We start from the raw sequence: 26,857 nt of genomic DNA, 5'->3' as shown, positions 1-26,857 counted from the left end.
GATCGACCGGCACCTCAGTGTAGGGGCCGGGGCAGGGTCCCCGGCGCGCTCAGCCCTCGCCGCCGTCGGAGGCGGCTGACTCGCCGCCGGCCGCGAGCACGGTCTCGCGCAGGGCGCCCGGCTCGTTCCAGCCCTCGAAGACGGTGCCGTCGACCTCGACGTACGGGGTGCCGCCGCCGTTCTCCTCGCCGTACGGATCCGCGACCTGCTTGACCCACGGCTCGTAGGTGCCCGCGCTCATGCACTCCTGGACGGCATCGGAGGCGCCGGCCTCCTGGGCGTAGCCCCAGATCTCCTCGTCGGTGAGACCCGCGCTGCCCTCGGCGGGCTGGTTGGCGAACATCAGCTGCTGGAAGGCCATGGCGTTGGCCGGATCTTCCTCGTACACGCACACCAGGGCGTTCGCGGCGCGGGAGGAGTAGTCGCCGGTGGTGGAGGCGGTGTCGAGGAAGCGGCGCGGCACCAGGTGCAGCGTCACCTCCTCGTTCTCGACCATCGCGGTGACGTCCTCGCCGTTGATCTCCTCGAACTGGCCGCAGAAGGGGCACATGAAGTCCAGGTGCAGCTCGAGCACGGGCGCGCCGGAGTCCTCGGGGGCGCCGAGCGCCAGGTAGGGCTGGTCCTCGCTCATGCCCTCCGGCACGGCGACCGGGCCGGCGGGTTGCATCGCGCGGTAGATGAGCACGCCCAGCCCGGCGGCGATCACCAGGGCCACCACCGTGATGGCGGCGATCACGACGGTGCGCACGGTGCGCTGGCGCGAGAGCTCTGCCTGGCGCTGTCGGCGCAGCGCCTCGCGCTGGGACTCGCGGCGCTCCTGGGCGGACTGTGAGGGACGACCGGACGCGGCCATGGACTCTCCTCGCCCCCGAAGGGGTGCAGTGGATGATGGATCGTGCAGAGTTTAACCGTCCGTCCCTGGACGCCCGCGGGACTGTGGGGTCTTCGTCCGGGCCCGCCGGCGGGTGTCAGAGCCGCCAGAGGGCGATCTGGTCCAGCCGCGGCCCGTCCGGGAAGGGGAAGTAGTCCACCATCCCCTCCCGGGCCAGCAGCGTGACCACCACGGCGCCCAGCAGGATCAGCAGCAGCACCAGCATCACCGCGCCCCAGAGGCGGTCCGGGGCGGCGGCGTCCAGCATCCGGTGCGCACCGTTTCGGGTGGTCGCGCTGCCCAGACCCACCCAGGTGAGCAGCACCGTGATCGACATCGCGAGCACGAAGGCGAGCCCGTCGGGCGGGGGGTTTCCCTGCAGCAGGGTCCAGGCGGCGTCCACCGCGATGCCCACCAGCAGGCCCAGGATCAGCGGGAGCAGCGCCTGCAGCGCGATCTCGAGCAGGCCCAGCACGCCGCGGAACGGGGCGGCGAGCCCCGCCCGCCAGGCCGGGCCGGCGCCGTGGGCGCCGCGCATCCGCTGCGTGCTGAGCGTGCGGTGCGAGCGCTCCCAGGTGCGGGCCATCGCGCCCAGCACCAGCAGCAGGGCGAGGGAGACGTACGGGGCGACGCCGGCGAGGGCCACCAGCAGCAGGTGCCCCATCCACACCAGCAGCGGACGCCGCGGCGGCGGGACCGGCCAGGCACCCGGTGCGCCCGGGGGCAGCGCCGACGGGTGCTGCGGGGCGAACTGCGGCGGGGCGAACGGCGGCGTCCCGGCCTGCTGAGGCATGGTCTGCGGCGGCAGGGCCTGCTGAGGCATGGTCTGCGGCGCAGGGTGGGGCCGCCCGTACGGCGCCGGGGCGGCGACCGGCTGCGGCGCGGACCGCCCGGGCGCGTACGGGGGCTGGCCGTACGCAGGCTGTCCGGGCACCGGCGCGGTCCCGGCGGGCCCGGCCTGCGGGGGCACGACGGGCAGCGCCCGGGTGGGCGGGCCCGTCACCGGCAGCGCCTCCGTCGCCGGTTCCGGTCGCTCGGTGTGCCGGGGCAGGGCCTCGGTGGGCGGCTCGGAGGGGGTGTTCATCGCGGGCAGCGCCTCGGTGCGCTGCGCGTCGGCGTCGGGAGCCTGCGCCGGGGAGGTCACCACCGGCAGCGCCCGGGTGGGATGCTCCTCGGCGCGGCGCGCGTCCCCGCCCGGCGCGGGCTCGTCCGCACTCGCGCCCTGCTCGGGCTCCGCCGCGGCGGCGCCGGCCAGCGGCAGCACGGCGGTGCGGCCCGCGGCGTCCAGCAGCTCGGTGGCCCCGGGGTCGTCGTAGCCGTCCAGATCCAGCGCCGCGAGCCGCTCCAGCAGCACCTCCGGCGCGGGACGCTGCGCGGGCTCCGCGGTCAGCGCGGCCCGCAGCCACGCATCCAGCTCCGTCGGCACGCCCTCGACGTCGATCTCCCCGCGCTCGGCGCGCAGGAACACCAGGTCCGCACGGCCCGTCCCGTAGGGCTCGCGGCCGGTCGCGGCGAAGGCGAGCAGCGCCGCCCAGGCCCACCAGTCCCCCGCCTCCCCGGCGCGGTCGGTGCGGATCACCGCCGGGTCGAGGTACGCGGCGGTGCCCATCACCAGCCCGGTCGAGGTCAGGCGGGACTCCTCGGCGGCGATCGCGATGCCGAAGTCGATGATCACCGGGTCCAGGCGGTCGCCGTCGGGGTCGAAGCCGATCAGATCGCCCTCGCTCGCGCCGCGCAGCAGCACGTTGCTGGGCTTGAGGTCGCGGTGGATCACCCCGGCGGCGTGGATCTGCCGCAGGGTCTCCCCCAGCGCCAGGCCGATCTCGCGCACAGCCTCGGGGTGCAGGCCGTCGTGGGCACGCACGGCGTCCTCGAGCGTGGGCCCGGGCACGAACTCGGTCACCACGAAGGCGTCGGCGGAGTCCAGCTCGGCGTCGAGGATCCGCACGATGCTGTCGTTGCGCACCAGCTTCTGTGCCGCGACCTCGCGGGCCAGGCGCTCGCGGGCGCGGGCGTCGTCGGCGATCTCGTGGCGCAGCAGCTTGATCGCCACGTCGTTGCCGTCCGCGTCCCGGGCGCGGTACACGATCCCCATGCCCCCGGCCCCGATCCGGCCCAGCACCTCGTAGCCGGAGTCCTCGGCGAGCGCGCGCAGCCGAGGATCGCGCAGCAGCGGATCCTGTGCGGCGCGGCGGGGCGTGCGGGGGGTGGCCATGCCCGACATGCTACGAGGCGCCGCCGTGAGCGGCGCCCGCTTCACCGCACCCTCACGGACCCCGCCCCTCCCCGCCGCAGCGCGGCCGTGAGACGATCGCCCTGCGGCGCGGCGGGCGCCGCGGGGTCGGGGCCGCGAGCAGCCCGGCCCCTCGCGCACCGGAAGGCACCTCTCCTCATGCGATCTCCTCTCTTCGACGCCTCCCACCACGAGCGGCAGACCACCGACCGGTGGACCCTGCAGTCGCAGAAGATGCTGCGCTGCGCCCTCACGCCGCAGGCGCCGGAGATCATCTCCTCCGCCGGCGCGATGGTCGCCTACCAGGGGCAGATGGACTTCTCGTACCAGGGGTCCGGCGGTGGGATGAAGCTGCTGAAGAAGATGGCCACCGGCGAGGGCGCGAGCCTGATGCGCACCCGCGGGCAGGGCGAGGTCTTCTACGCCCGGCAGAACAACGAGATCTTCCTGATCCAGCTCGAGGGCGAGGCGCTCACCCTCAACACCCGCAACATGCTCGCCTTCGACAGCTCGATCCAGTGGGACATCCGTTCCCTGGGCGGGGCGGGCTTCATGGCCGGCGGCCTGTTCAACCTGGTCCTGCAGGGACAGGGCATGGTGGCCCTCACCTCGGACGGCCCGCCGATGCTGCTGGACTGCTCCCAGCAGCCCACCTTCGTGGACCCGCAGGCGGCGGTGTGCTGGTCCGCGAACCTGCAGCCGCAGATCAAGAACGACTTCAAGATGGGCTCGCTGATCGGGCGCGGCTCCGGGGAGTCTTTCCAGCTGGGCTTCCACGGCCCGGGCTTCGTGGTGGTCCAGCCCTCCGAGGGGACGCCGGTGGTCAGCACCTCCTGAGCCCCCGTGCGCGGCGCTCGCGTCTACGATGACCCGGTGACTTCCACACCACCGCAGGCCCTGGTCGACGAGCTCGACGCTCTCGGCCCCCGGGGCCGTCGACGGGCGGCGGCGTCGGCCGCGGCGATGTTCGCCGGCGACGTCTCCGCCACCGCGCCCGTGATCGATCCGGTCCCGGTGGTCCTGGACGCGGAGTCGTGGGCCCAGCTCTCGGCGGGCCTCGAGCAGCGGATGCGCCTGCTCGACGCCCTGTACGCGGACCTCTACGGCCCGCGCACCGTGCTCTCCGCCGACGTCGCCCCGGTGGAGGAGCTGCTGCAGGATCCCGCCTATCTGCGCACCGCCGTGGGGATCCCCTCGCGGGGCAGCCACCACCTCTTCGCGATCAGCAGCACCGTGGCCCGCACCGCCGAGGGGACCTGGGTGGTGCTCGAGGACTCGGTGGACGTGCCCGACGGGGCCGGCACCACCCTCGAGCTGCGGCGCGTGCTCTCGCGCTGCGCGCCCACGCTGTACCGTTCGACGGCGCTGCGCCGCCTGCACCCCTACTTCGACACGCTGCGCACCGCGCTCCACCAGCGCACCCGCTCCGACGGCCGGGCCGGGCGCACGGTGGTGCTCACCGAGGACACCGAGGACCCGCTGCGCGCCTTCGACCACAGCTGGCTGGCGAACCTGCTGGGCGCGCCGATCGTCTCCGCCGGGGACCTGCGCACCGGCTCCGGCGCGCTCACCCTGCGCCTGCCCGGCCGGGACTCCGATCCCGGGGACGCGGTGGACGCCCTGGTGCGGCTGGTGCCCTCGCAGCTGGTGGACCCCCTGGACCTCGGGCCGACGCCGCTGGGCGGCGTGACCGGGCTGGTCGAGGCCGCACGATGCGGCGACGTGGAGGTGTTCAATCCGCTCGGCGCGGGGCTGCTGGAGAACCCGCACCTGCGCGACGCCCTGCCGGACCTGTGCCGCCAGCTGCTGCACGAGGACCTGCTGCTGCGCCCCGCCGCCCCCGGCGCCGTGGAGGCGGGCTGGCTGGGCCTGGACCCCGCCGGCGGGGACGCCCTGGTGGAGCGGCCCGCGCGCCTGCGCCTGCTGGTGACGAGCACCGAGGACGGCTTCGACGTGCTGCCGGGCGGGGTCGCGGTCACCGCCGACGACGGCCCGGAGGCGCTCAAGGACGTGTGGGTCGCGGTGCCGCGCAGCGCCGCGGCGGACGCCGCGCAGAGCGCCGAGGCGCCCACGACGCCCTTCGGCGCGCTGGCCGCGTACCCGGCGATGACCCGCTCGGTGGGCTCGGACCTGTTCTGGTTCGGCCGCTACCTCGAGCGGGTGGACTCCACCGCCCGCCTGCTGCGCACGATGCTGGACTCGGTCAACGACCTCGACTCCGAGGGCGGCCCCACCGCGCGCACCGCGCAGGCGGTGCTGCTGGGCGCGGTCACCGAGGTCACCACCACCTATCCCGGGTTCCCGGCCGTGGACCTCCACGACCGCGAGACCGTGCGCACGGAGATCGAGAGCCTGCTCACCGATCGAGGACGACCCGGCTCGCTGGCGCAGTCCTACGCCGCGCTCGCCCACACCACCCGTACGCTGCGCGATCTGATCTCGGACGACGTCTGGCCCGTGATCGCCCGGATGAACCAGCGCCTGCGCGCCCTGGCCGGGCACGACGCCGCCCCGCTCGAGCAGGGGCTCACCGAGATCGTCGACGGCTGCCTCACCCTCTCCGGCGCGGTCGCGGACTCGATGCCGCGCAACCTCGCCTGGGACCTCACCGAGGTGGGGCGGAAGATCGAACGGGCCAGCAGCCTGCTGGCCCTGCTGCGGGCCGTGCTGGGCCGCCGCCGCAGCCACGCCGTCGAGGCCCGCACCTCTGCCGCGGTGGCGCTGATCACCGAGGCCGGGGCCTCCTACCGTCGCGCCTACCACGCGGCGGTGCAGCCGGAGCTGCTGCTGGAGCTGCTGCTGGCGGACACCACCCTGCCGCGCTCGATCGCCTTCCAGATGGACCGCCTGGGCCTGGCCCTGGACCGCCTGCCGGAGGTGGAGCCCACCCCCGAGCTGCGCGCCCCGCTGACGGCGCTGCGCTCCCGGCTCGGCGCCTGGGACCCGCAGGAGATGCTCCGGCCGCTCGCGGCCGAGGAGGGCCCCGTCGGCGGCGCGACAGGAGCTGGGGCCGCGGTGGCCGGCGGCGCCCCCACCGCCCTCCTGGAGGAGGTCGATGCGGCAATGGACTCGCTGCGCGAGCTCGCCACCGCCCTGGAGAACCGGTACTTCCGCCCCTCGGAGTCCACCTCGAGATGGGGGATCGACGATGTCTGAGAACGCCTCGAGCACACCCGCCCGCACCGCCGACGGCACGCCCGCGAGCACGCGACGGCGGCCCCTGCTGCCGCTGCGCGAGGAGGAGCAGACCCCGGTGGAGCCGATCCACTACCGGGTGCACCACCTCACCTCCTACCGCTACGCGAAGCCGGTCTCGCGCAACTTCGGCCGCGCGCACATCGAGCCGCGCGCCACCCCGCACCAGCGGGTGCTCTCGCACGAGGTGGTGGTCGAGCCGGCGCCCGCCCGGCTCACCGCGCACACCGACTTCTACGGCAACTCCTCCACCTACCTGCTGGTGGACGAGCCGCACTCGCAGCTGGACGTCCACTCGCACGCGCGCGTCACCGTCGCGGACCGCCGCTACCCGATCGAGCCGATGTCCCGCCCCTGGGAGCAGTGCACCCCCGAGCACTGGGGCTCCCTGCTGCCGGACTCCGGGCTGGACTTCGTCCACCCCTCCCCCCGCATCCCCGCGGGCACCGCGGCGCGGGAGATCTCCGCGGAGGTGTTCACCCCGGGCCGCGCCATCGGCGAGTGCCTCGCGGACCTCACGGCCCTGATCCACACCGATTTCACCTACGACTCCGCCGCCACCACCGTCTCCTCGACGCTGGAGGAGGTGCTCGCCGCCCGGCACGGGGTGTGCCAGGACTTCTCCCACGTGGGCGTCGCGGCGGTGCGGGCCGCCGGGCTCGCGGCGCGGTACGTCTCCGGCTACCTCCGCACGGCCCCGTCGGCCGGCGGGGCGCTGGGCACCGCGCCGGTCGGGGAGATGATCGGCTCCGCCGCCTCCCACGCCTGGCTGAGCGTTCTGGTGCCCGGCACCGGCTGGGTGGACATCGATCCCACCAACCGCACCTTCGTGGACCAGCGCTTCGTCACCACGGCCTGGGGCCGGGACTACGCCGACGTCCCGCCGCTCAAGGGCATCGTGGTGGGGCCTCCCGGGGCCACCAGCACGCTGGACGTGTCCGTCGGGGTGGTGCCCGAGCCGCCTTCCGGGAGCAGCCCGGAGTGACGGCGTCGGCCAGCTCACAGTCCACATGGCAGGCCCGATTTTCGCGTATAGAGTGATGCGGAAATCTGTGGGGAGCAGGCTGCGTCGTGTGGGACGCGCACGCTCCGCACCGCATCCGACCCGGCGCCCGCGCGCCACGAGACCGAGGTGAGATGTCCTCCTCCCAGCAGCCCTTCCGCCTGGCCGTGATCGGCTCCGGCCCCGCCGGCGTCTATGCGGCGGAGACCCTGCTGCGCAGCGCGCAGGTCAAGAACGGGGAGCTCGAGGTCTCCATCGATCTGTTCGATCGCTTCCCGGCGCCCTTCGGGCTGATCCGGTACGGCGTCGCCCCCGATCACCCGCGCATCAAGGGGATCATCACCGCGCTGCACCGGATCCTGGGCCGGGGCGACATCCGCTTCCTGGGCGACGTCGAGTTCGGCACCGATCTCACCGCCGAGGACCTCCGCCGCCACTACGACGCGGTGATCTTCGCGACCGGTGCGCTGAAGGACGCGGACCTCGCGATCCCCGGCATCGAGCTGGAGGGCTCCCACGGCGCCGCGGACTTCGTGGCCTGGTACGACGGCAACCCGGACTACCCGCGCACCTGGGGCCTGGAGGCCCAGCAGGTCGCGGTGATCGGCAACGGCAACGTGGCGCTCGACGTCGCGCGCGTGCTCTCCAAGAGCGCCGACGAGCTGCTGCGGACGGAGATCCCGCAGAACGTGTACGAGGGCCTGCAGGCCGCCGAGACCACGGACGTGCACGTGTTCGGCCGGCGCGGCCCCGCCCAGACCAAGTTCTCGCCGCTCGAGGCGCGCGAGCTCGCCCACCCCCGCGGCCTGCAGGTGGTCATGGACCCGCGCGACCTCGACCAGATCACCGACGCCGAGTGGGAGGCCATCCGGGCGGACAAGCGCACCGACCAGGTGGTGCAGACGTTCGTGGGCTGGCTCGAGGAGCAGCAGCGCCGCGAGGCCGCCGGCGAGGAGCCCACCGACCGCGAGGGCGGACCGGTGCGGCGCCGCCTGCACATGCACTTCTGGCACCGCCCCGTCGAGGTGCTCGGCGAGGACGGCACGGTCACCGGCATGCGGTTCGAGCGCACCCGCCTGAACGCCGAGGGCGGCCTGGAGGGCACCGGCGAGATGGTCGACTACGAGCTCGGCGCCGTGTACCGCGCCGTCGGCTACCACGGCTCCGAGCTGCCCGGCATCCCCTACGACGCACGGCGCGGCGTGATCCACAACGTCGCCGGCCGCGTCACCGAGGCGGACGGCACCGTGCTGCCCGGCGTCTACGCCAACGGCTGGATCAAGCGCGGCCCGGTGGGCCTGATCGGCGCGACGAAGTCCGACGCGATCGAGACCATCACCAGCCTGCTCGAGGACGTCGAGGCGGGCACGCTGGCCCGGGCGCCCGAGCGCGACGAGGACGCGATCCTGCGCCTGCTGGACGAGCGCGGCGTGGAGTACACGACGTGGGACGGCTGGACGGCGCTGGACGAGCACGAGAAGGCGCTGGGCGCCGCCGCGGTGGATGCCGACGGCGAGCCGCGCGCCCGCGTGAAGGTGGTCGAGCGCGAAGAGATGGTGCGGGTCTCCCGCGACGGGATGACCGTCCCCTCGAACGCCTGAGACTGGACCTCAGCACCCCACGAGCGGGGACCGCGCCGCATGTCGGCGCGGTCCCCGCTCGTCGTCGTCCTGCTCACAGCCGTTCGGGCGCAATCGTGCGGAGCCCCTATTGTGGAGCGAGCATTCCACTACAGGGAGGTCCTCTCATGCGCAGCGTGTCCTACACCCGGTTCGGCGAGCCCGCCGACGTCCTGTCGACCCTCGAGGCCGACACCCCCGCGCCCGACGCCGGCGAGGTGCTGCTGCGCCTCGTGCTCAGCCCGATCCACCACCACGACCTGTGGTCCATCCGCGGCACCTACGGCGTGCGCCCCGAGCTGCCCGCCGTCCCGGGCAGCGAGGCCGTGGCCGTCGTCGAGCAGCTCGGCGAGGGCGTCGACTCCGTCGCCGTCGGCGATCGCGTGGCCGTCGCCGCGACACCGGGCACCTGGTCCGAGCTGTTCCTCGCGCCCGCCGCCTCGCTGCTCCCGCTCCCGGCGGAGCTGCCCGACGAGGCCGCGGCCCAGCTGGTCGCCATGCCCTTCAGCGCCCTGTCCCTGCTGGAGCACCTCGACCTCGCCCCCGGCCAGGTGCTCGTGCAGAACGCGGCGACCGGCGCCGTCGGCCGCCTGGTCGCCCAGTTCGCCCGCGCCCGCGACCTGCGCGTGATCAGCCTGGTGCGCCGCAGCAGCGGCATCGAGGAGCTCGCGGCGCAGGGCATCGGCGACGTGGTCGCCACCGACCAGGACGACTGGGAGGAGCAGGCCCGCGCCCTCATCGGCGACGCGCAGGTCGCCGCCGGCCTGGACTCCGTGGGCGGCGAGGCCGCCGCCCAGGTGCTCTCGCTGCTGGGCCGGGGTGGGCGCCTGGTCGTGTTCGGCGCGATGGGCGGCGCCACGATGGCGCTCCCCTCCGGACCGATCATCTTCCGCGACCTGAAGGTCGAGGGCTTCTGGGGCGCCCAGGTCTCGGCCGCGATGAGCGCCGAGACCCGTGGGCGCCTGATCGGCGAGATCCTCGCCCGCCTGCTCTCCGGCGAGGTCACCCTGCCGGCCGCCGGCACCTTCGGCCTCGACGAGGTCGTCGATGCGGTGGACGCCACCCTCACGGACGGCCGCCAGGGAAAGGTCCTGCTGCGCCCCTGAGCGCGGTCCCCGCACGAGGGCCCCGACGGGAGCGATCCCGTCGGGGCCCTCGTGCTCGGGGACGAGCTCAGTCGTCGGAGACGGTGACGGTCACCGGGATGTTGCCCCGGGTGGCGTGGGAGTAGGGGCACACCTGATGGGCGGCGTCGGCGAGCGCCTGGGCGGTGTCGTGGTCGAGCTCGGGCAGCACGACCTCGAGCTCGACGGCGAGCGAGAAGCCGCCGGCGTCCTCGGAGCCGATGCTCACGCGGGCGCCGACGCTCGAGCCCTCGATCGCGACCTTCTGCGAGCGCGCGACGGACAGCAGCGCGGAGTGGAAGCATGCCGCGTACCCGGCGGCGAAGAGCTGCTCGGGGTTCGCGCCGGCACCGCTGCCGCCCATCGCCGCCGGGATCGCGAGATCCAGGGAGAGGGAGGAGCCCGCGACGTCGACGTGGCCGTCACGGCCGCCGCCGGTGGCGAGGGCCTCGGTGGTGTAGAGGGGCTTCATGGGGTGTCCTCGTTCTGCAGGTAGGAGAGGGCGGTGTCGAGGGCGGCGAGCGCCGCCCCGGTGTCCACCCGGGTCATGACCAGCGCGCTGATCAGCAGCGAGACGCAGGTCTCCACCAGGCGCTCGCGCTCCGCGGGCGCCTGCCGGGGGCTCCGGGCACGCGCGCCGCGGGTGAACGCGGCGTGCAGCTCGGCGCGGTAGGCACGCACCACCTCGGCGACCCCGCTGTCCCTGGCGACCCCGACACAGGCGGTGTTCACCAGCAGGCAGCCGTCGACGACGGTGCGGCCGGACGGGTCCGCGAAGCGCTCGCGGGCCGCACGGAAATAGGCGAGGAGCGCCTCGGGGGCGACCTCGGGCCCCGTCAGCGGGGCGAGGCCGGGACGCACCACCTGGTCGAGGTAGTCCTCGACGGCGGCGTCGAACAGGCCCCGCTTGGAGCCGAAGGAGTGGTACACGCTGCTGGCGCTGAGGCCGGTGGCCTGCTGGAGCGCAGCCATGGAGGCCGTCTCGTACCCCTCGCTCCAGAACACGTCGCGCGCCGCGCGCACCGCCTCGGCGCGATCGAAGGCGGCCGGTCGCCCCATGGTCCCTCCCGGTGGGCTCGTCGCTGTCGGTGCCGTCTGCGCCGCCCCCGGACCCCGGCGGGGCGGGAGGATGGCGCGGCGACCCGCCCACCACTATACTGGAACGGTCACTTCACAACCAGCCCACCGACCGGAGGTCCCCGTGATCATCCTCGGCTCCGCCCTCGCCCTGGCCGCGGCCGCCCTGCACGTGCTGATCTTCGCGCTGGAGTCGCTGCTGTGGGGCACCCCGCGCGCGCAGGCCGTGTTCGGCCGGCAGAGCGCCCAGGAGGTCGCGGCCACCCGCGCCCTGGCCTTCAACCAGGGGTTCTACAACCTCTTCCTGGCCGTGCTCGCGGCGCTGGGCGCCGTGCTGCTGCTCGCGGGCACGACGGCCGTGGGGGCGGCGCTGGCACTGGCCGGCACCGGCAGCATGCTGGCGGCCGCGACGGTGCTGCTGCTGTCCTCCCCCGCGCACCGCTCGGCGGCGATCCGGCAGGGCACCCTCCCGCTGCTCGCCGTCCTCGCCCTGGTGGTGGGCCTGGCGCTCTGAGTCGCCCGGGCACGTCGCGACGCCCCGGGACGGGGCGCACCCCGGCCTCGGGGGCAGGGCGCGCCGAGGCGCCGGGCCGCCGGGGCCCGCGCCGCGCTCAGCGGCGGATCGCGGCGAGGTGGTCGGCGATGCGGTCCACGGCGTCGGCGAGCACGTCCACGGACGGGAGCGTCACCAGGCGGAAGTGGTCCGAGGTGGCGAGATTGAAGCCGGTGCCCTGGGTGACCAGGATCTTCTTGGAGCGCAGCAGGTCGAAGGCGAACTGCTCGTCGTCCTCGATCGGGTACATCTCCGGGTCCAGCCGGGGGAACATGTACAGCGCCCCGGAGGCCCGCACCACGTCCACGCCGTCGATCGCGCTGAGCCCCTCGTAGGCGACGTCGCGCTGCTCGCGCAGCCGCCCCCCGGGCAGCAGCAGCTCGTTCACGCTCTGGTAGCCGCCCAGCGCCGTGGCGACCACGTGCTGGGCCGGCACGTTCGGGCACAGGCGCATGTTCGAGAGCACGTCGAGGCCCTCGATGAAGCTCGCCGCATGGTCCTTCGGCCCGTACAGCGCCATCCATCCCGCCCGGAACCCGGCCACGCGGTACGCCTTCGAGAGCCCGTTGAAGGTGATCGAGAGCAGATCGGGGGCCAGCGACGCGATCGGGGTGTGCACGGCGTCGTCGTAGAGGATCTTGTCGTAGATCTCGTCGGCCAGGATCAGCAGGTCGTGCTTCCGCGCCACCTCCACGATCTGGCGGAGCACGTGCTCGGGGTAGACCGACCCGGTGGGGTTGTTGGGGTTGATCACCACGATCGCCTTGGTGCGCGGGGTGACCCTGTCGGCGATGTCCGTGACGTCCGGCCACCAGTGCTGCTCCTCGTCGCAGCGGTAGTGCACGGCGCGGCCGCCGGCGAGCGCGACGGAGGCGGTCCACAGCGGGTAGTCCGGGGCGGGGACCAGCACCTCGTCGCCGTCGTCCACGAGCGCCTGGCAGGTCATCTGGATGAGCTCGGAGACGCCGTTGCCCAGGTAGATGTCGTCCAGCTCCATGCCGGGCATGCCCCGGGTCTGGTAGTACTGCGCGACCGCGCGCCGTGCCGAGGGGATGCCCTTGGAGTCCGAGTACCCCTGCGCGGTGGGCAGGTTCCGGATCATGTCCACGAGGATCTCGTCCGGCGCCTCGAAGCCGAAGGGTGCCGGGTTGCCGATGTTGAGCTTGAGGATCTTGTGCCCCTCGGCCTCCATCCGTGCAGCCTCGGCCGGCACCGGTCCTCGGATCTCGTAGCACACGTCGCGCAGCTTCGAGGACTGGGTGAGGATCATGCGGAACTCCTGGCCTTCTCGGGGGTGGGGACAGGGTAGCGGGGCCGCCGCGACATCCGTGCACGGTCACCCCTTGACGAGACGGGGTTTACTTTCATAGTTTTAGTAAAGCGAGGGCGGAGCCGCCCTCCACCCCCGTCCCGCAGCATCGGAGGCCACCGTTGTCCCCTCGTCGGATCCCCCTCGACACCACCGTCACCGCACCCCGTCCCGGCGCCACGCAGCGCCTGCACCTGCGCGCCGCCGGGGTCTCCGTGGTCCTGGACGTCACCGACGGACGGATCCCCGCGGTGGCCCACTGGGGCGCCGACCTCGGCCCGCTCGGCCCCGCCGGGATCGACGCCCTGTGCGAGGCCGGGATCGACGCGGTCCCCCAGAACGCGGTGGACGTCCCGGTGCGGATCGGGCTCCTCCCCCAGGTCTCCGACGGATGGATCGGTCGGCCCGGCCTCAGCGGGGCGCGGCCCGACGGCTCCGGGTGGACCTCCCGCCTGGTCACCGAGGGCATCGTGCTCGACGGCGCGCCGCTGACCGCGTCGCATGCGGAGACCGGGGCCGCCGCGGTGCGCCTGGACCTCGCCGACCCCGCCCAGGGCCTGGCCGTCGCCCTCACGCTCGAGCTCCTGCCCACCGGCCTGCTGCGACTGCGGGCCACGCTCACCAACACCGGCGGGAGCCCCTACGCCCTGGACGAGCTCACCCTCGCCCTGCCCGTCCCCGACGAGGCCGAGGAGCTGCTCGACTTCGCCGGCCGGTGGACGAAGGAGCGCACGCCGCAGCGCCGCGACTTCACCGTCGGCACCCATCTGCGGGAGAACCGCCGCGGCCGCACCGGCGCCGATGCCGCGCACGTGCTCCACGCCGGCCGCGCCGGCTTCGGCTTCCGCGCCGGCGAGGTGTGGGGCGTGCACACCGCCTTCTCCGGGAACCACCGCCACCTCGCCGAGCAGACCAGCACCGGCAGGCGGGTGCTGGGCGGCGGCGAGCTGCTGCTGCCGGGCGAGATGCGCCTCGACCCCGGCGCGCAGTACACCGGGCCGTGGCTGTACGCCTCCTACGGCGAGGGGCTCGACGCCGTCGCCCGCCGCTTCCACCGCCACCTGCGGGCCCGCCCGCACCACGTGGACACCGCCCGTCCGGTCACGCTGAACGTGTGGGAGGCGGTGTACTTCGACCACGACCTCGCCCGGCTCACGGACCTCGCCGACCGCGCCGCCGCGCTCGGCGTGGAGCGGTACGTGCTCGACGACGGCTGGTTCGGCTCCCGCCGCGACGACTTCTCCGGCCTCGGCGACTGGGAGGTCTCCGCGGAGGTCTGGCCCGAGGGGCTCGGGCCCCTGGTGGACCACGTCACCGGGCTCGGCATGGAGTTCGGCCTCTGGTTCGAGCCGGAGATGGTCAACGAGGACTCCGACCTCGCCCGGGCGCACCCGGAGTGGATCCTCGGGCCCACCCTGGACGCTCTCCCGCTCGAGTCCCGCCACCAGCAGGTGCTGAACCTGTCGATTCCCGCCGCCTACCAGCACGTGCGCGACCAGATGCTCGCCGTGCTGGACCGGTACGACATCGGGTACCTCAAGTGGGACCACAACCGCGACCTGCTCGAGGCCGCCACCCGCGCCACCGGCCGCGCGGCGGTCCACGAGCAGACCCTCGCCGCCTATCGCCTGATGGACGAGCTGAAGGCCGCCCATCCCGGCCTGGAGATCGAGTCCTGCTCCTCCGGCGGGGCGCGCGTGGACCTCGAGGTGCTCGAGCACACCGATCGGGTGTGGGTCTCGGACTGCATCGACCCGCTGGAGCGCCAGCAGATGCACCGCTGGACCTCGCAGCTGATCCCGCTGGAGCTGATGGGCAGCCACATCGCCTCGGGTCGCTCCCACACCACCGGGCGGCTGCACACCCTCGGCTTCCGCGCCCATTCGGCGCTGTTCGGCCACCTCGGCATCGAGTGGGACCTCTCCGAGGCGAGCGCCGCGGAGCTCGAGGAGCTGACGGCGTGGATCGCCCTGTACACGCAGCACCGCGACCTGCTGTTCCGCGGCGAGCTGGTGCGTGCCGACCGCGGCGAGAGCCGGGTGTGGGTGCAGGGGGTGGTCGCACCCGAGCGCGAGGAGGCCCTGTTCCAGGTCACCGCCGTGGGCCGCGCCGACACCGCCCAGGAGCCCCGCCTGCGACTGCCCGGCCTGGATCCCGCGGCGACCTACCGCGTGCGCGCGCTGCTCCCCGCCGACCAGCATGCACGCCTCACCCTTCCCCCGTGGATGCGCACCGCGCTCGCGGAGGACGGTGTCTCCCTGCCCGGCACCGTGCTGGGGCGGGCAGGACTCTCCGCCCCGCTCCTCGACCCGGAGCAGGGCCTGCTGCTCTCCCTGACCCGCGAGTGAGCCGCGGGGCCGCCGGCCCCGCGTCCGCTCCCCGATCCGACCACCCACCCCCACCCCACCGAAAGAAGGCCCCCATGTCCACCGCGACGACGTCGACGCGGTCGGTCCCGACGAGGCGCCGCCGGAAGGACGACACGAAGCTCGCGCTGCTGTTCATCGCGCCCGCTTCCGTCGGCCTGCTGGTGTTCCTCGTCTGGCCGCTGCTGACCGGCATCTACTACTCCTTCACGGAATACACCACCCTCACCCCGCCGCAGTGGGTGGGCCTGGAGAACTACTCCCGGCTGCTCGCGGACCCGATCTTCTGGACCTCGCTGCGGGTGACGGTGCTGTACGTGGCCATCAACATCGGCGTGCAGACGGTCGTGGCGCTGGTGATCGCCGTGCTCATGCAGCGGCTCACCCAGTCCACGGTGCTGCGCTCGCTGGTGCTGGCCCCGTACCTGGTCTCCAACGTGGTCGCCGCGATCGTGTTCCTGTGGATCCTGGACACCCAGATGGGCGTGTTCAACATCTTCCTGCAGTGGATCGGCTTCGACCCGATCGCGTTCTGGGCCTCCGAGACCTGGGTGATCCCCACGGTCGCACTGGTCAACGTGTGGAGGCACATGGGCTACACGGCGCTGCTGCTGTTCGCCGGGCTGCAGTCGATCCCCGCGTTCCTCTACGAGGCGGCACGCACGGAGGGTGCCGGCGAGATCACGATGTTCCGTCGCATCACGCTGCCCCTGCTGCGCCCGATCCTCGCGCTGGTGCTGATCATGACGATCATCGGCTCGTTCCAGGTGTTCGACACCGTCTCGGTGACCACCCAGGGCGGTCCCGCCGACGCCTCCAAGGTGCTCCAGATGTACATCTACGAGAACGCCTTCGCGCAGTACGAGTTCGGCTACGCCTCGGCGCTCTCGGTCGCGCTGCTGGTGATCCTCATGGTGATCACCTTCGCGCAGTACTGGATGAGCCGCGCCGGCCAGTCGGACCTGGACTGAGAGGAGACAGCGATGACCACGACCGCACCGCACATCGACCGGCCCCGCACCACGGCGGAGGGCCGCACCGCCCTCCGTCCCCGCCGCAGCGTCCCCTGGGGGAAGATCGCGGCCTGGGCCGTGATGGTGATCTTCCTGCTGATCACCCTGTTCCCCTTCTACTGGATGCTGCGCACGGCACTGTCCAGCAACAACGCCCTGGCCACCGATCCGGCGAGCCTGCTGCCGGTGGGGCTGAACACCGGCGGCTTCGAGCGCGTCTTCGGGCTGCAGGACGTCGAGACCGCCATCTCCCAGGGAGGCTCCGGGGCGTCGATCAACTTCTGGCGCTACCTGCTGAACTCGGTGATCGTCGCGACCACGGTCACGATCATCCAGACCTTCTCCTGCGCGATGGCCGCCTATGCCTTCTCCCGGCTGCGCTGGCGGGGCCGGGACACGGTGTTCCTGATCTTCCTGGGCTCGCTGATGATCCCGCAGATCTTCACGTTGCTGCCCAACTTCATCCTGATCAAGAACCTGGGCCTGGTGGACACGCTGCTGGGGATCATGCTGCCCACGCTGTTCATCTCGAGCTTCGCGATCTTCTTCCTGCGGCAGTTCTTCAACAACATCTCCCGCGAGGTGGAGGAGGCGGCGCTCATCGACGGGGCGAGCAAGGCCCGGGTGTTCTTCACCCTCATCCTGCCGATGGCCAGCGCACCGCTGGCCACACTGGCCCTGCTCACCTACATGACCGCCTGGAACGAGTACTTCTGGTCGCTGATGGTCTCCTACACCGACCAGTCCCGGGTGCTCACCGTGGCGCTGGGCGTGTTCCGGGCGCAGGCGCCCGGCACCGGGCCGGACTGGTCCGGCCTGATGGCGGCGACGCTCGTCGCCGCGGCGCCCATGCTGCTCCTCTTCGCCCTGTTCGCGAAGAAGATCGTCAACTCCATCGGCTTCAGCGGGATCAAGTGAGGTGCCCCCGATGACTTCTCAGAACCACCCTGACAGCGCGCTGTCGCGTCGTCCCCTGCCCACCCGACCCGGCCTGTCCCGTCGGCGCCTGCTCCAGGGCTCGGCGGCGCTGGCCGCCGGGGCGGCCGGAGCGGGGGCGCTCGCCGCGTGCGGCGCCGACAGCTCCGCCCCGTCGGGCGCGACCCAGATCGACTACTGGCTGTGGGACGCGAACCAGCTGCCCGCCTACTCCGCCGCGATCGATCTGTTCATGGAGCAGAACCCGGACATCGTGGTGCGGATCACGCAGATGGGCTGGGACGACTACTGGACCAAGCTCACGGCGAGCTTCGTCGCCGAGGCCGGCCCGGACGCGTTCACCGACCACCTGGCCCGCTTCCCGGAGTTCGTGAACCTCGGGGTGATCGCCCCGCTGGACGGGCTGGCCGCCCTCGAGGACGTCGCCGCGGAGCAGTTCCAGGACGGCCTGCAGGAGCTGTGGAGCGACCAGTCCGGCACCCGGTACGGCATCCCCAAGGACTACGACACCATCGCGGTGCTGTACGACCAGAACATGCTGGCCGAGGAAGGCCTGGCCCCCGAGGACCTCGAGAACCTCGACTGGAACCCGGAGGACGGCGGCAGCTTCGAGCGGATGCTGGCGCGGCTGACCGTCGACACGAACGGGGTGCGCGGCGACGAGGAGGGCTTCGACCCCACCTCGATCGCCCGCTACGGGCTGGGCGCGGACGCCGGGACGGACTACACCGGGCAGACCAGCTGGTCCCCGTTCGCGCTCTCGACCGGCTGGACGTTCACGGACGAGCCGACCTGGGGCACTCGCTTCAACTACGACGACGAGCGCTTCGCCGCCACCATGGACTGGTACTTCGGGCTGGTCGACAAGGGGTTCTTCCCGCCCTTCGGCACCTTCGGCGACTCCTCCCCCACCCAGAGCCAGCTGCAGTCCGGCTCCGCGGCGCTGGTGACGGTGGGCTCCTGGATGATCAGCACCTTCGCGAACATGGAGGGCATGGAGCTGGGCATCGCCCCGCTGCCCACCGGACCGGCGGGCACGCCGGTGTCGATGTTCAACGGGCTCGGCGACTCGATCTCCGCGCAGTCGACGCACAAGGAGGAGGCGGCGCGACTGATCGCGTTCCTCGCCTCCGACGAGGCCCAGCAGGTGATCGGCGAACGGGCCCCGTTCTTCCCCGCCACCGACGTGGGCACCGAGGCGGCGATCGAGGCGTACTCGGCGCGCGGCCTGGACGTCACCCCGTTCACGGACCGGGTGGCCCGTGGGGAGACGGGCCTGTACCCGCTGGTGGAGAACTCCGCGTCGATCGCCTCGATCATGCAGGCGGCCTTCGACCAGTGCTGGATGCGCCAGATCGACGGCGCGGACTTCGCCTCCTACAACGACCGGGTCAACGCCCTGTTCGAGTGAGGGACCGTGAGACGTGCGCCGGGGACGTGCCTCAGGGCATGGCCCCGGCGTACGCCTGCACCGCGATCACGGCGACCCCACGGGCCCAGTCGTCGAAGTCACCGGTGAGGGTGCGCACCACCACGTCCTGCTGACGCCCCGCAGCGCCCCGGTGCAGGGCGTCGGCGAAGACCGGGTCGGCGGCGTGCAGCAGGTCCACGGTCTCGCCGCCCAGCACGATCGCCTCCGGGTCCGTGACGGCGAGCACGGCGGAGGCGGCGACGGCGAGCGCCCGCGCCATCCCCTGCACCACCTCGAGGGCGCCGGGATCGCCGGCGGCGAGGCGGGCGCGGAGGGCGGCCAGCCCGTCGGCCTCCCCCAGCACGCCGAGGGCGCGGGCGCGGGCGAGCACGGCGGAGGTGCTGGCCACGTCGCGGAGCGCGAGCGGCTCCCCCCGGGCGTCCACGCCCACGGGCAGGCGCCCCGTGAGCCCGGCCATGTGGTGGTGGCCGCGCACCACGTGCCCGTCGATCACGGTGGCGATGCCGGCGCCGGCACCCACGGTGAGCACGGCGAAGGAGCGGTAGCCGCGCCCCATCCCGAACCAGTGCAGGCCCTCGACCATCGCGATCAGATCGTTCTCCACCACCACGGGCAGCGCGATCCGCTCCTCGAGCGCGGCGGCGAGCTCCACCGGCTCGTCCCAGCCCAGCAGGTGCGAGGCGAGCACGGTGCGGCGCCCGGCCACCAGGCCGCCCAGGCCCACCCCCACCCCCACCACGTGCGGGTGCGCGTCCACCAGCGCCTCCACGGCGAGCAGCATCGTGGCGGTCACGCGGGCCGGGGAGGGGTCCTCGAGCGTGAGCACGAGCTCCTCGAGCACCACGGCGCGCACCGTGGTGACCACCGCGTGGATCTCGTCGGCCGTGACCTTCACGCCCACGAAGCGCGGGCCGCGGTTCTCCTCGATGTCCAGCGGCTCCTGGGGGCGTCCCTTCGCGAGGGGCACGGCGGCCAGGGCGTGCAGCAGGTCCCGCTCGAGCAGGTCCCTCGTCACGCGGGTGACGGTGGGGGCGGAGAGCGCGAGGCGCTGGGAGAGCTCGCTGCGGGAGCGGGGACCGAACCGCAGCAGATCGCGGTAGACGGAGCGCGTGCTGTCGCTCCCCAGCGCGGTCGCCGCGACGGCGTCGTGGTGTGCGGTGTCATGCCCCTGCATCCTGCGAGCCTAGCGGCAGGGAGGGCCCTCCCGCCGCCGCGCCGGTTCCCGGGCCGACGGGTCCCGCCGCGGGGGTGCGCCGGGGGCGCGAGGTGGGGTCGCGGGCCGGTGGAGCGCCGGCTCGGCATCTGCCATGCTTCCCGTGACACGACCGCCGGCCGTCGCTCCCCGACGCCCGGACCGCGCCTTCCAGGGGGACCCTTGAGCGAGACCACGACCGCACCGGCCTATGCGCACGAGCAGGCCCAGGAGCCGGTGACGATCTACACCGCCTACGAGATCGACTTCATGCTGGGCCTGCGGGACACCGAGAGCGCGCGGATCACCCGCGAGCAGGTGGGGCTGCGCAGCGCCCCCGAGTCCGCGCGGGAGTTCGTCACCGCCGCGGTGACCTCCGGATTGCGCGCCCGCGGGAAGGTGGAGCGTTCCGAGGACGGCCAGTGGCTGCTGGGCGAGGAGGGGCAGGTGGTCGCCAGTGCGCTCACCGCCGCGGACCGGTGGCTGGGCCTCGCACTCGCCGAGGGCGAGGCGATGCGCATGGCGTTCCTCGTCAAGGCCGAGGACGCGATCCTCATGCTCACCCAGGACGAGCTGGACTCCTTCGTGGTCACCGCGCTGCCCGGGCCGGAGCAGGTGCCGGCCTCGGTGGGCGACATCGTCACGGCGTTCCTCGCCGGGGGCGCGGAGCGCACGGTCTCGCTGCGCCGCACCGCGATCGAGACCCCTCAGGACCCCACGCCGCTGATGTTCCACGCGGAGGCCGACGGCTCCTGGCGGATCGGGCACCTCCCGCTGGACGCGGAGGGCGTGCTCGCCGTCTCCGACATCGGGCCCGACGAGGTGGTCGAGGCCGTGCGTGCGCTGTGGGAGGAGGGGGCCAGCCGCGCCCCCGGCGCGGCCGCCTGAGCAGGAGCTCCGCGGCCGGGGTCCGCTAGGAGGTGCGCCGCGCCGCCCGTTCGCGCCGGTGCAGCTCGGTGCGCAGGTCGCGCACGTCCTGGCCGGAGGGCTGGCCGTAGGTCCAGATGTGCCGGTCGAAGGCGGGCATCAGCACCCGCTCCCCGTCGCGCAGGCGCAGCGCCGCGGTGTGCCAGTGCACCGGGTGCACCACGCGCGACTCGATCTGCGCGATCTCGTGCCACGGCACGTCCCGGGAGCGCAGCGGCCCCACCACGCGCAGCCCCGGGGCGGAGACCTCCACCCGGGAGCGCGCCGTGCCCAGCGCGACGATCCCGAAGCGGAGGCCCAGCAGGGTCAGGGCCAGGGCGAGGGCGCCCAGCGCGAGCAGCACCACCAGCAGCCCGGCCCCCGGCGCGCGCCCGTCCTCGAGGCCGCTCAGCAGCAGCACTCCCACCGGCACGCACAGCAGCGCGCCGCCCAGCAGCACCGCCGCCGCCACGGCCCGCAGCACGGTGTCGCGGAGGGCGGCGGCCGGCACCAGGGCCCGCACGGGTCCTGAGGCCGCCTCGGCGCGATGGCGCCCCTGCTGCAGCGCGGAGACCATCCGCTCCACCGTGGCGCTGCTGCGGCGGTAGTCGGGCAGGGCGGTGCGCGGCCCCGTCTCCGGGCCGATCTGCCGGGGGATCGTCATGCTCCCAGCGTAGTGCGGCGGTGCGGGGGCGGCGCGTAGTGTGCGCCCCATGCCCCCGCACGACTCCTCCGCACGCCGCTTCCGTCGGCCCGCCGCGCTGTTCCCCTCGGTCGCCGAGTCGATCCCGGGCGCGCCGGATCCCTCGACCTCCTCGGACCTCGCGCACGATTCGGCCCGCGCCCTGCTGGACGGGGTGTTCCACAGCTCCGACCCGGAGGTCGTGGAGCGCGTGGTGTCCCTGGCGGCGGACGACGGCCTGACGGATCTGGCCGCGCTGTGGTCCGGTGCGCCGGCCACCACCCTCCCGGGCGCCCTGTGGCGCCTGTACGTGCTGCACACGTGGTCGCAGCGCCACGGGGAGGACGTGGTGCACCGCTACCGGGCGGGCTCCCGCACCGTGCCGGGCCTGCGCTACCTCTCCGGCCTCGCCGAGCCGCCGGACGTCCACGAGGTGCACCGCACGATGGACGACATCCTGCGCGGCGCCTTCACCGGCGATCTGGGGCTCGCGCTGCGCCGCGCCGGCGCGGTGGCGACGATCGTGGCCCACGGCACCGCCCATCTGGCCGACGAGGACCGCGACGACGAGCGCACCCGGCAGGCCGAGCGCCTGCTGAGCACCGGCGAGGCGCTCACGGCGGCCGGCCGCCATGCGGAGGCCGGCCTGCTGGAGTGAGGCCCATGCCATGCCGGGCCCGCCCCGGTTTGCCCCGCTCTCCCCGTCGTGCCCTACGATGGATGCGCGCCGGGCCGCGGTTGCCCCGGGCTCCAACATTTGCCGCTTCGAGCGGCCTTCGCGCCGACAGGCGCATCCCGGTCCGGCGCCTCAGCATCACATCCGGTCCGCGCCCGCGCTGCGGGGCCCGCGGTGTCAGGCGCCACGTGGCGCGAGGAGGCGACCCCAGGTGATGCAGTTCCTCTCCCGGCTGTTCCCTCAGCGCACCGAGCGCCCCCTCTACGGCCTGTTCACCGAACTCGCCGAGCTGCTGGTCCAGGCGGCGGACACCCACTCGAAGCTGCTGGGCCACGGGATCCGCGAACGCACCCGGATCGCGCCGCGGCTGCACGAGCAGGCCACCGTGGCCGAGGAGCTGTGCCGCCGCATCGCGGAGCGGCTGGCGCACTCGCTGATCACGCCCTACGAGGCGGAGCTGCTGTACGACTTCGCGCTGACCATGGCCGATGCGGTCGATGCGATGGAGCACACGGCGGAGCTGCTGGTGCTCACCTCCACCGGCGCCCTGCCCACGCCGCTGATGGAGGCGGCGAAGGGGATCGAACGGGCCTCCGAGCTCACCGTCGCCGCCACCTGGAAGCTCGCCGGGGTGCGGGATCTCGGGGAGTACTACGCTCAGGTGCGCAAGCTCAAGCGCCAGGGCGACCGCCTGGTGCGCCGCGCCCTGGCGGAGATCTCCTCCCGCGGGGGCTCGACCGGCGAGCTGCTGCCGCTGCACGACGTCGCCCACTCCCTCCGCGACACCATCGTCCTGCTGGAGAAGCTGGCGCGGATCGCCGATCTGCTGCGGGTCAAGGACGCCTGAGTGACTCCGGTCCTGTTCGCCCTGGTGGTCGTCACGGCGCTGGGGATGGCGTACATGAACGGCTTCCACGACGCCTCCAACGCCGTCTCCACCACGATCGCCACCCGCACCCTGCGCGAATCCGCCGCTCTCATGATGGCGGCGGTGCTGAACCTGCTCGGGGCGCTGCTGGGGATGATGCTGATCATGGTCACCGCCCAGTGGGCGATCGACCTGCTGGGGCTGGCGCCCCTCTTGGAGGCGACCGGCGGCGCCCCGGACCGGCTGGGCGCGGCGATGCTGGCGATCATGCTCACCACCATCCTCTGGGACCTGCTCACCTGGTGGTTCGGGATGCCCGCCTCCACCTGGCACGCGTTCTTCGGGGCGACGCTGGGGGCCTCGCTGGTGCTCGGCGCCACCGCGCCGTGGGAGGAGCTGGGCGCGCTGCTGGTGGTCTCCCTGGTGGGGCCGCCGCTCTCCGCCTCTCTCGCCTTCGTGCTGATGCACGCCCTGCTGCGGATCGGCCGCGACGAGCGCCTGCGGCGCGGCCATCTCCGCTTCGCGCAGACCCTCTCCGCGGGGGCGGTCGCCACCGGGCACGGGATCAACGACTCCCGCCTGCCGCTGGCGATGATCGTGATCGCGGCGGCCACGGTCCCCGCCTCGCCGGTGCCGGAGGCCGCGATCATGGTGGGCGTCGCCGTCGCGGTGGGCGCGGGCACCCTGATGGGCGGGCACCGGATCATCCGCACCCTCGGCCGCCGGCTCACCGATCTCAGCGTCGCCCAGGGGCTCTCCGCCGAGGTCTCCGCGGCCTCGACCATGGCACTGAGCCTGTTCGGCCTGGACTCCCCCATCTCCACCTCCCATGCCCTGGCCTCGAGCGTGGTGGGCGCCGGTGCCGCGAAGGGGCTGCGCACCGTGCGCTGGCCGGTGGCGCTGCAGATCGCCCTGGTGTGGCTGAGCACGCCCCTGGCCACCGCCGTGCTCGGGGCGGCGCTGCTGGGCACGGGCCTCAGCCTCGTCGAGGGCTGAGCCTGGCCGTGACCCCGGCCTGACCCCCACAGCTTTGCCCGCCTCGCTTCCAAGAACGGAAGCCCAGCGGGCAATACCGTTCTGTGGAGGAGGGCAGGGCGCACCCCCAGCGGCGCGGTCCCGGGAACCTCCCGGGCGGGCCGATTACCCTGGGCCAAGCCCATCTTCGAAGGAGAGCCGATGTCCGACGGCGAGTCCACGACTCCCGCCCCGCGCCCGCGACCCAGCTATGGGCTCCCGGGGCCCACCGGCGCCGCGCCCGAGCCCGCGCCGGGGCACGCGCGCCCTTCGTACGGTGCGCCCGCGCAGGATGCCCCGTGGGGTGCGGCCCCGTCGGCCGGCGCGCCCGCGGCCCATGCCTCCGACGGCAGCGCCCGGGGCGGCGGCTGGGGCGATCCCACCCTCCCTGACGGCTCCCCGCAGGCCGCGCACGATCCGTTCGGCCCGCAGACCGGTCCGCTCCCCGCCTCCGGCGCCCCGACGCCGCGACCTCGGCGCCGCCGGGGGCTGTGGCCGCTGGTCAGCGGCCTGGTGCTGCTGCTGGTGATCGCACCGCTCGCCCTGATCGTCGGCATCGTGTGGACGGTGTCCTCGCTCTCGGCCGACATCACCGCGGGCCCGCAGGCGATGGAGGGCGGCACGGCCCAGGTGGAGGTCGAGGGCAATCAGATGCTCATCGTCTACGTGCCGCAGGAGGATCTCGCGGAGGCCACCTGCACCGTCGAGGGCAGCAGCGGCGGCGCGATCACGACGGTGCCGAGCTCCACCGAGATCACCTTCCCGGACGGCTCGCAGTACGTGCAGGTGCTGGGCGCGGTCGCGATCGAGGACACCACCGCCACCCTCTCCTGCACGGGCACCGACGCCCCCGTCTACATGGGGCCGTTCGACGCCCTGGGGATGATCGCCCCGGCCCTGATCGGCGCGATCGTCTCCGTGGTCGCGGGGCTGACCGGGCTGGTTCTCACGATCGTGGGCATCGTGCTGCTGCTGCGCTCGCGGCGCTCCTGAGCACGGGCGCGGGCGCGGCGTCTCATCCCGCAGGCAGGTGCCCCGCCCGCGCAGCCTCCCTGGCCTACAGTGGCCGCAGACGCCCCGACCCGAGGATGGAGTGGTGATCATGCACCCGCGTGCAGGACAGAGAGCTCTGGAGGAGGACCTCGTCGACGTCGACGCGCTCCTCGACGCGTACTACGACCGCCACCCCGATCCGTCGGATCCGGATCAGGCCGTCTCCTTCGGCACCTCCGGGCACCGCGGCTCCTCGCTCGACACCGCCTTCAACGAGGACCACATCGCCGCGACCACGCAGGCGATCGTGGAGTACCGGGCCGCGCAGGGGATCCGCGGCCCGCTGTTCCTGGGCCGGGACACCCATGCCCTCTCCCGCCCCGCCTTCGACACCGCGCTCGAGGTGCTGGCCGCGAACGACGTCGCCACCCGGGTGGATGCCCAGGACGGCTACACCCCCACCCCGGCCGTCTCCCACGCGATCCTGGTGCACAACCGCGGCCGTGCGGCCGGGGACCCCGGCCGGGCCGACGGCATCGTGGTCACCCCCAGCCACAACCCGCCCCGCGACGGCGGCTTCAAGTACAACCCGCCCCACGGCGGCCCGGCGGACACCGACGCCACCTCGTGGATCGCCGAGCGCGCCAACGCGCTGCTCGCGGGCGGCCTGCGCGAGGTGCGTCGTCACGGCCGGCAGAAGGCGTTGCAGGACGCCGAGCGGTACGACTACCTGCACACCTATGTGCAGGACCTCGCCTCCGTGGTGGATCTCGAGGCGATCCGCCGCGCCGGAGTGCGGATCGGCGCGGACCCCCTGGGCGGCGCCGCCGTGGACTACTGGGCGGAGATCGGGGAGATGCACGACCTCGACCTCACCGTGGTCAACCCCGAGGTGGATCCGCGCTGGAGCTTCATGACCCTGGACCGCGACGGCAAGATCCGCATGGACTGCTCGAGCCCGTGGGCGATGGCCTCCCTGCTGGAGAAGCGCGACGAGTTCGACATCGCCACCGGCAACGACGCGGACGCGGACCGCCACGGGATCGTCACCCCCGACGGCGGGCTGATGAATCCCAACCACTACCTCGCCACCGCCATCCGCTACCTCTTCACGCACCGCCCGGACTGGCCCGCGACCGCCCGGGTGGGCAAGACGGTGGTCTCCTCGGGCCTGATCGACCGCGTGGTGGCGTCGCTGGGTCGGGAGCTGTACGAGGTGCCGGTGGGCTTCAAGTGGTTCGTGCCGGGGCTGATCGACTCCTCGGTGGGCTTCGGCGGCGAGGAGAGCGCCGGGGCCTCGTTCCTGCGGCGCGACGGCTCGGTGTGGACCACCGACAAGGACGGCATCATCCTCTCGCTGCTGGCCTCGGAGATCCTCGCGGTGACGGGCCGCTCCCCCAGCACCCTGCACGCGGAGCTGGTCGAGGAGTTCGGCGCCAGCGCCTACGCCCGCACGGACGCCCCGGCGGACCGCGCGCAGAAGGCGAAGCTCAAGGCGCTCAGCCCGGAGCAGGTCACCGCGACCGAGCTGGCCGGCGAGCCGATCGTCTCGGCGATCACCGAGGCCCCGGCCGGCGGGGCGATCGGCGGGCTCAAGGTCTCCACCGACTCCGCCTGGTTCGCGGCCCGCCCCTCGGGCACCGAGGACATCTACAAGATCTACGCCGAGTCGTTCCGGGGCGAGGAGCATCTGGGCCAGGTGCAGGACGCCGCCAAGGCCCTGGTCGCCGAGGCGCTGACGGACTGACCCCGCCCACGGGGCCCCGGCCCGACCACCCGCGCTCCTCGCGCCGAG

The 26,857-nt window shown here is 73.6% G+C and carries 23 protein-coding genes; 16 read left to right on the top strand and 7 right to left on the bottom strand.

Annotated elements, in window-relative coordinates; translation table 11 throughout:
* Positions 1 to 49: 49 nt before the first annotated feature.
* The gene (locus DWV08_RS01100; RefSeq protein ID WP_115412107.1) at positions 50 to 853 is read right to left on the bottom strand and encodes a DsbA family protein; all 804 of its coding nucleotides are present in this window, start codon (positions 851 to 853) and stop codon (positions 50 to 52) included.
* Between the two features lie 115 nt (positions 854 to 968).
* Entirely contained in the window at positions 969 to 3,086 is a 2,118-nt protein-coding gene (locus DWV08_RS01095; RefSeq protein WP_115412106.1) for a serine/threonine-protein kinase, read from the bottom strand.
* Between the two features lie 177 nt (positions 3,087 to 3,263).
* Between DWV08_RS01095 and DWV08_RS01090 the strand changes: the two genes are divergently transcribed.
* The 5 genes from DWV08_RS01090 to DWV08_RS01070 all read left to right on the top strand — a co-directional run bounded on the left by DWV08_RS01090 (position 3,264) and on the right by DWV08_RS01070 (position 10,027).
* Complete coding sequence (locus DWV08_RS01090; protein WP_115412105.1) at positions 3,264 to 3,941, top strand: AIM24 family protein; 678 nt, start codon at positions 3,264 to 3,266, stop codon at positions 3,939 to 3,941.
* A gap of 36 nt (positions 3,942 to 3,977) precedes the next feature.
* On the top strand, positions 3,978 to 6,260 hold the full coding sequence (locus DWV08_RS01085) for a circularly permuted type 2 ATP-grasp protein (RefSeq protein ID WP_164740383.1): 2,283 nt from the start codon (positions 3,978 to 3,980) through the stop codon (positions 6,258 to 6,260).
* Complete coding sequence (locus tag DWV08_RS01080) at positions 6,253 to 7,284, top strand: transglutaminase family protein (RefSeq protein ID WP_115412103.1); 1,032 nt, start codon at positions 6,253 to 6,255, stop codon at positions 7,282 to 7,284. The genes DWV08_RS01085 and DWV08_RS01080 overlap by 8 nt, the downstream gene beginning before the upstream one ends.
* Before the next feature lie 152 nt (positions 7,285 to 7,436).
* Positions 7,437 to 8,903, top strand: a complete 1,467-nt coding sequence (locus tag DWV08_RS01075; protein WP_115412102.1) for an FAD-dependent oxidoreductase — start codon at positions 7,437 to 7,439, stop codon at positions 8,901 to 8,903.
* Positions 8,904 to 9,049: 146 nt separating this feature from the next.
* Entirely contained in the window at positions 9,050 to 10,027 is a 978-nt protein-coding gene (locus DWV08_RS01070; protein WP_115412101.1) for a zinc-binding dehydrogenase, read from the top strand.
* Between the two features lie 67 nt (positions 10,028 to 10,094).
* Here DWV08_RS01070 and DWV08_RS01065 read toward each other — a convergent pair whose 3' ends face one another.
* Both DWV08_RS01065 and DWV08_RS01060 read right to left on the bottom strand, forming a co-directional pair.
* Positions 10,095 to 10,517, bottom strand: coding sequence for an organic hydroperoxide resistance protein (locus DWV08_RS01065; RefSeq protein WP_115412100.1), 423 nt, complete (start codon positions 10,515 to 10,517; stop codon positions 10,095 to 10,097).
* Entirely contained in the window at positions 10,514 to 11,104 is a 591-nt protein-coding gene (locus DWV08_RS01060) for a TetR/AcrR family transcriptional regulator (RefSeq protein WP_115412099.1), read from the bottom strand. The genes DWV08_RS01065 and DWV08_RS01060 overlap by 4 nt, the downstream gene beginning before the upstream one ends.
* A gap of 142 nt (positions 11,105 to 11,246) precedes the next feature.
* Here DWV08_RS01060 and DWV08_RS01055 point away from each other — a divergent pair, with 142 nt between their 5' ends.
* On the top strand, positions 11,247 to 11,636 hold the full coding sequence (locus tag DWV08_RS01055) for a DUF1304 family protein (RefSeq protein ID WP_206516743.1): 390 nt from the start codon (positions 11,247 to 11,249) through the stop codon (positions 11,634 to 11,636).
* 97 nt (positions 11,637 to 11,733) lie between these two features.
* On the opposite strand, the gene DWV08_RS01050 is transcribed toward DWV08_RS01055, so the two are convergent.
* The gene (locus DWV08_RS01050; protein WP_115412097.1) at positions 11,734 to 12,945 is read right to left on the bottom strand and encodes a pyridoxal phosphate-dependent aminotransferase; all 1,212 of its coding nucleotides are present in this window, start codon (positions 12,943 to 12,945) and stop codon (positions 11,734 to 11,736) included.
* Between the two features lie 161 nt (positions 12,946 to 13,106).
* On the opposite strand from DWV08_RS01050, the gene DWV08_RS01045 reads away from it, so the two are divergent.
* From DWV08_RS01045 to DWV08_RS01030, 4 genes are all read left to right on the top strand, one after another.
* A complete protein-coding gene (locus DWV08_RS01045; RefSeq protein ID WP_115412096.1) occupies positions 13,107 to 15,332 on the top strand; it encodes an alpha-galactosidase in 2,226 nt (741 codons plus the stop codon).
* A 74-nt stretch (positions 15,333 to 15,406) separates the two neighbouring features.
* Positions 15,407 to 16,321 carry a carbohydrate ABC transporter permease gene (locus DWV08_RS01040; protein ID WP_115412095.1) on the top strand — a complete coding sequence of 305 codons (915 nt, stop codon included), beginning with the start codon at positions 15,407 to 15,409 and terminating at the stop codon, positions 16,319 to 16,321.
* 12 nt (positions 16,322 to 16,333) lie between these two features.
* Positions 16,334 to 17,281, top strand: a complete 948-nt coding sequence (locus DWV08_RS01035; protein WP_241237277.1) for a carbohydrate ABC transporter permease — start codon at positions 16,334 to 16,336, stop codon at positions 17,279 to 17,281.
* 10 nt (positions 17,282 to 17,291) lie between these two features.
* Entirely contained in the window at positions 17,292 to 18,710 is a 1,419-nt protein-coding gene (locus DWV08_RS01030; protein WP_115412094.1) for an ABC transporter substrate-binding protein, read from the top strand.
* A 31-nt stretch (positions 18,711 to 18,741) separates the two neighbouring features.
* On the opposite strand, the gene DWV08_RS01025 is transcribed toward DWV08_RS01030, so the two are convergent.
* A complete protein-coding gene (locus DWV08_RS01025; RefSeq protein WP_115412093.1) occupies positions 18,742 to 19,905 on the bottom strand; it encodes an ROK family protein in 1,164 nt (387 codons plus the stop codon).
* Positions 19,906 to 20,106: 201 nt separating this feature from the next.
* Here DWV08_RS01025 and DWV08_RS01020 point away from each other — a divergent pair, with 201 nt between their 5' ends.
* The gene (locus tag DWV08_RS01020; RefSeq protein ID WP_162801465.1) at positions 20,107 to 20,811 is read left to right on the top strand and encodes a hypothetical protein; all 705 of its coding nucleotides are present in this window, start codon (positions 20,107 to 20,109) and stop codon (positions 20,809 to 20,811) included.
* A 25-nt stretch (positions 20,812 to 20,836) separates the two neighbouring features.
* Here the strand turns inward: DWV08_RS01020 and DWV08_RS01015 are convergent, their stop codons facing one another.
* Positions 20,837 to 21,493: a PH domain-containing protein gene (locus DWV08_RS01015; RefSeq protein WP_115412091.1), complete on the bottom strand. Its 657-nt coding sequence runs from the start codon at positions 21,491 to 21,493 to the stop codon at positions 20,837 to 20,839.
* Positions 21,494 to 21,542: 49 nt separating this feature from the next.
* Between DWV08_RS01015 and DWV08_RS01010 the strand changes: the two genes are divergently transcribed.
* The 5 genes from DWV08_RS01010 (at position 21,543) to pgm (ending at position 26,809) form a co-directional block, all read left to right on the top strand.
* Complete coding sequence (locus DWV08_RS01010; protein ID WP_115412090.1) at positions 21,543 to 22,169, top strand: hypothetical protein; 627 nt, start codon at positions 21,543 to 21,545, stop codon at positions 22,167 to 22,169.
* A gap of 232 nt (positions 22,170 to 22,401) precedes the next feature.
* Positions 22,402 to 23,034, top strand: coding sequence for a hypothetical protein (locus DWV08_RS01005; protein ID WP_241237275.1), 633 nt, complete (start codon positions 22,402 to 22,404; stop codon positions 23,032 to 23,034).
* A complete protein-coding gene (locus DWV08_RS01000) occupies positions 23,035 to 24,051 on the top strand; it encodes an inorganic phosphate transporter (protein WP_115412088.1) in 1,017 nt (338 codons plus the stop codon).
* 180 nt (positions 24,052 to 24,231) lie between these two features.
* Positions 24,232 to 25,062 carry a hypothetical protein gene (locus DWV08_RS00995; RefSeq protein ID WP_115412087.1) on the top strand — a complete coding sequence of 277 codons (831 nt, stop codon included), beginning with the start codon at positions 24,232 to 24,234 and terminating at the stop codon, positions 25,060 to 25,062.
* Positions 25,063 to 25,171: 109 nt separating this feature from the next.
* Positions 25,172 to 26,809, top strand: coding sequence for a phosphoglucomutase (alpha-D-glucose-1,6-bisphosphate-dependent) (gene pgm / locus DWV08_RS00990; protein WP_206516745.1), 1,638 nt, complete (start codon positions 25,172 to 25,174; stop codon positions 26,807 to 26,809).
* Positions 26,810 to 26,857 lie beyond the last annotated feature (48 nt).

Source organism: Brachybacterium saurashtrense (assembly GCF_003355475.1).
GTDB lineage: Bacteria > Actinomycetota > Actinomycetes > Actinomycetales > Dermabacteraceae > Brachybacterium > Brachybacterium saurashtrense.
Note: the sequence above shows the minus strand (reverse complement) of the source record. Positions and strands in the feature narration are given on the sequence as shown.

Coding starts and splice junctions, on each gene's coding strand:
- DWV08_RS01035 (WP_241237277.1), top strand. CDS start 16,334: ATGACCACGACCGCACCGCACATCGACCGGCCCCGCACCACGGCGGAG.
- DWV08_RS00995 (WP_115412087.1), top strand. CDS start 24,232: ATGTCCGACGGCGAGTCCACGACTCCCGCCCCGCGCCCGCGACCCAGC.
- DWV08_RS01070 (WP_115412101.1), top strand. CDS start 9,050: ATGCGCAGCGTGTCCTACACCCGGTTCGGCGAGCCCGCCGACGTCCTG.
- DWV08_RS01075 (WP_115412102.1), top strand. CDS start 7,437: ATGTCCTCCTCCCAGCAGCCCTTCCGCCTGGCCGTGATCGGCTCCGGC.
- DWV08_RS01005 (WP_241237275.1), top strand. CDS start 22,402: ATGCAGTTCCTCTCCCGGCTGTTCCCTCAGCGCACCGAGCGCCCCCTC.
- DWV08_RS01050 (WP_115412097.1), bottom strand. CDS start 12,945: ATGATCCTCACCCAGTCCTCGAAGCTGCGCGACGTGTGCTACGAGATC.
- DWV08_RS01025 (WP_115412093.1), bottom strand. CDS start 19,905: ATGCAGGGGCATGACACCGCACACCACGACGCCGTCGCGGCGACCGCG.
- DWV08_RS01060 (WP_115412099.1), bottom strand. CDS start 11,104: ATGGGGCGACCGGCCGCCTTCGATCGCGCCGAGGCGGTGCGCGCGGCG.
- DWV08_RS01100 (WP_115412107.1), bottom strand. CDS start 853: ATGGCCGCGTCCGGTCGTCCCTCACAGTCCGCCCAGGAGCGCCGCGAG.
- DWV08_RS01080 (WP_115412103.1), top strand. CDS start 6,253: ATGTCTGAGAACGCCTCGAGCACACCCGCCCGCACCGCCGACGGCACG.
- DWV08_RS01010 (WP_115412090.1), top strand. CDS start 21,543: ATGCCCCCGCACGACTCCTCCGCACGCCGCTTCCGTCGGCCCGCCGCG.
- DWV08_RS01065 (WP_115412100.1), bottom strand. CDS start 10,517: ATGAAGCCCCTCTACACCACCGAGGCCCTCGCCACCGGCGGCGGCCGT.
- DWV08_RS01030 (WP_115412094.1), top strand. CDS start 17,292: ATGACTTCTCAGAACCACCCTGACAGCGCGCTGTCGCGTCGTCCCCTG.
- DWV08_RS01040 (WP_115412095.1), top strand. CDS start 15,407: ATGTCCACCGCGACGACGTCGACGCGGTCGGTCCCGACGAGGCGCCGC.
- DWV08_RS01015 (WP_115412091.1), bottom strand. CDS start 21,493: ATGACGATCCCCCGGCAGATCGGCCCGGAGACGGGGCCGCGCACCGCC.
- pgm (WP_206516745.1), top strand. CDS start 25,172: ATGCACCCGCGTGCAGGACAGAGAGCTCTGGAGGAGGACCTCGTCGAC.
- DWV08_RS01090 (WP_115412105.1), top strand. CDS start 3,264: ATGCGATCTCCTCTCTTCGACGCCTCCCACCACGAGCGGCAGACCACC.
- DWV08_RS01095 (WP_115412106.1), bottom strand. CDS start 3,086: ATGGCCACCCCCCGCACGCCCCGCCGCGCCGCACAGGATCCGCTGCTG.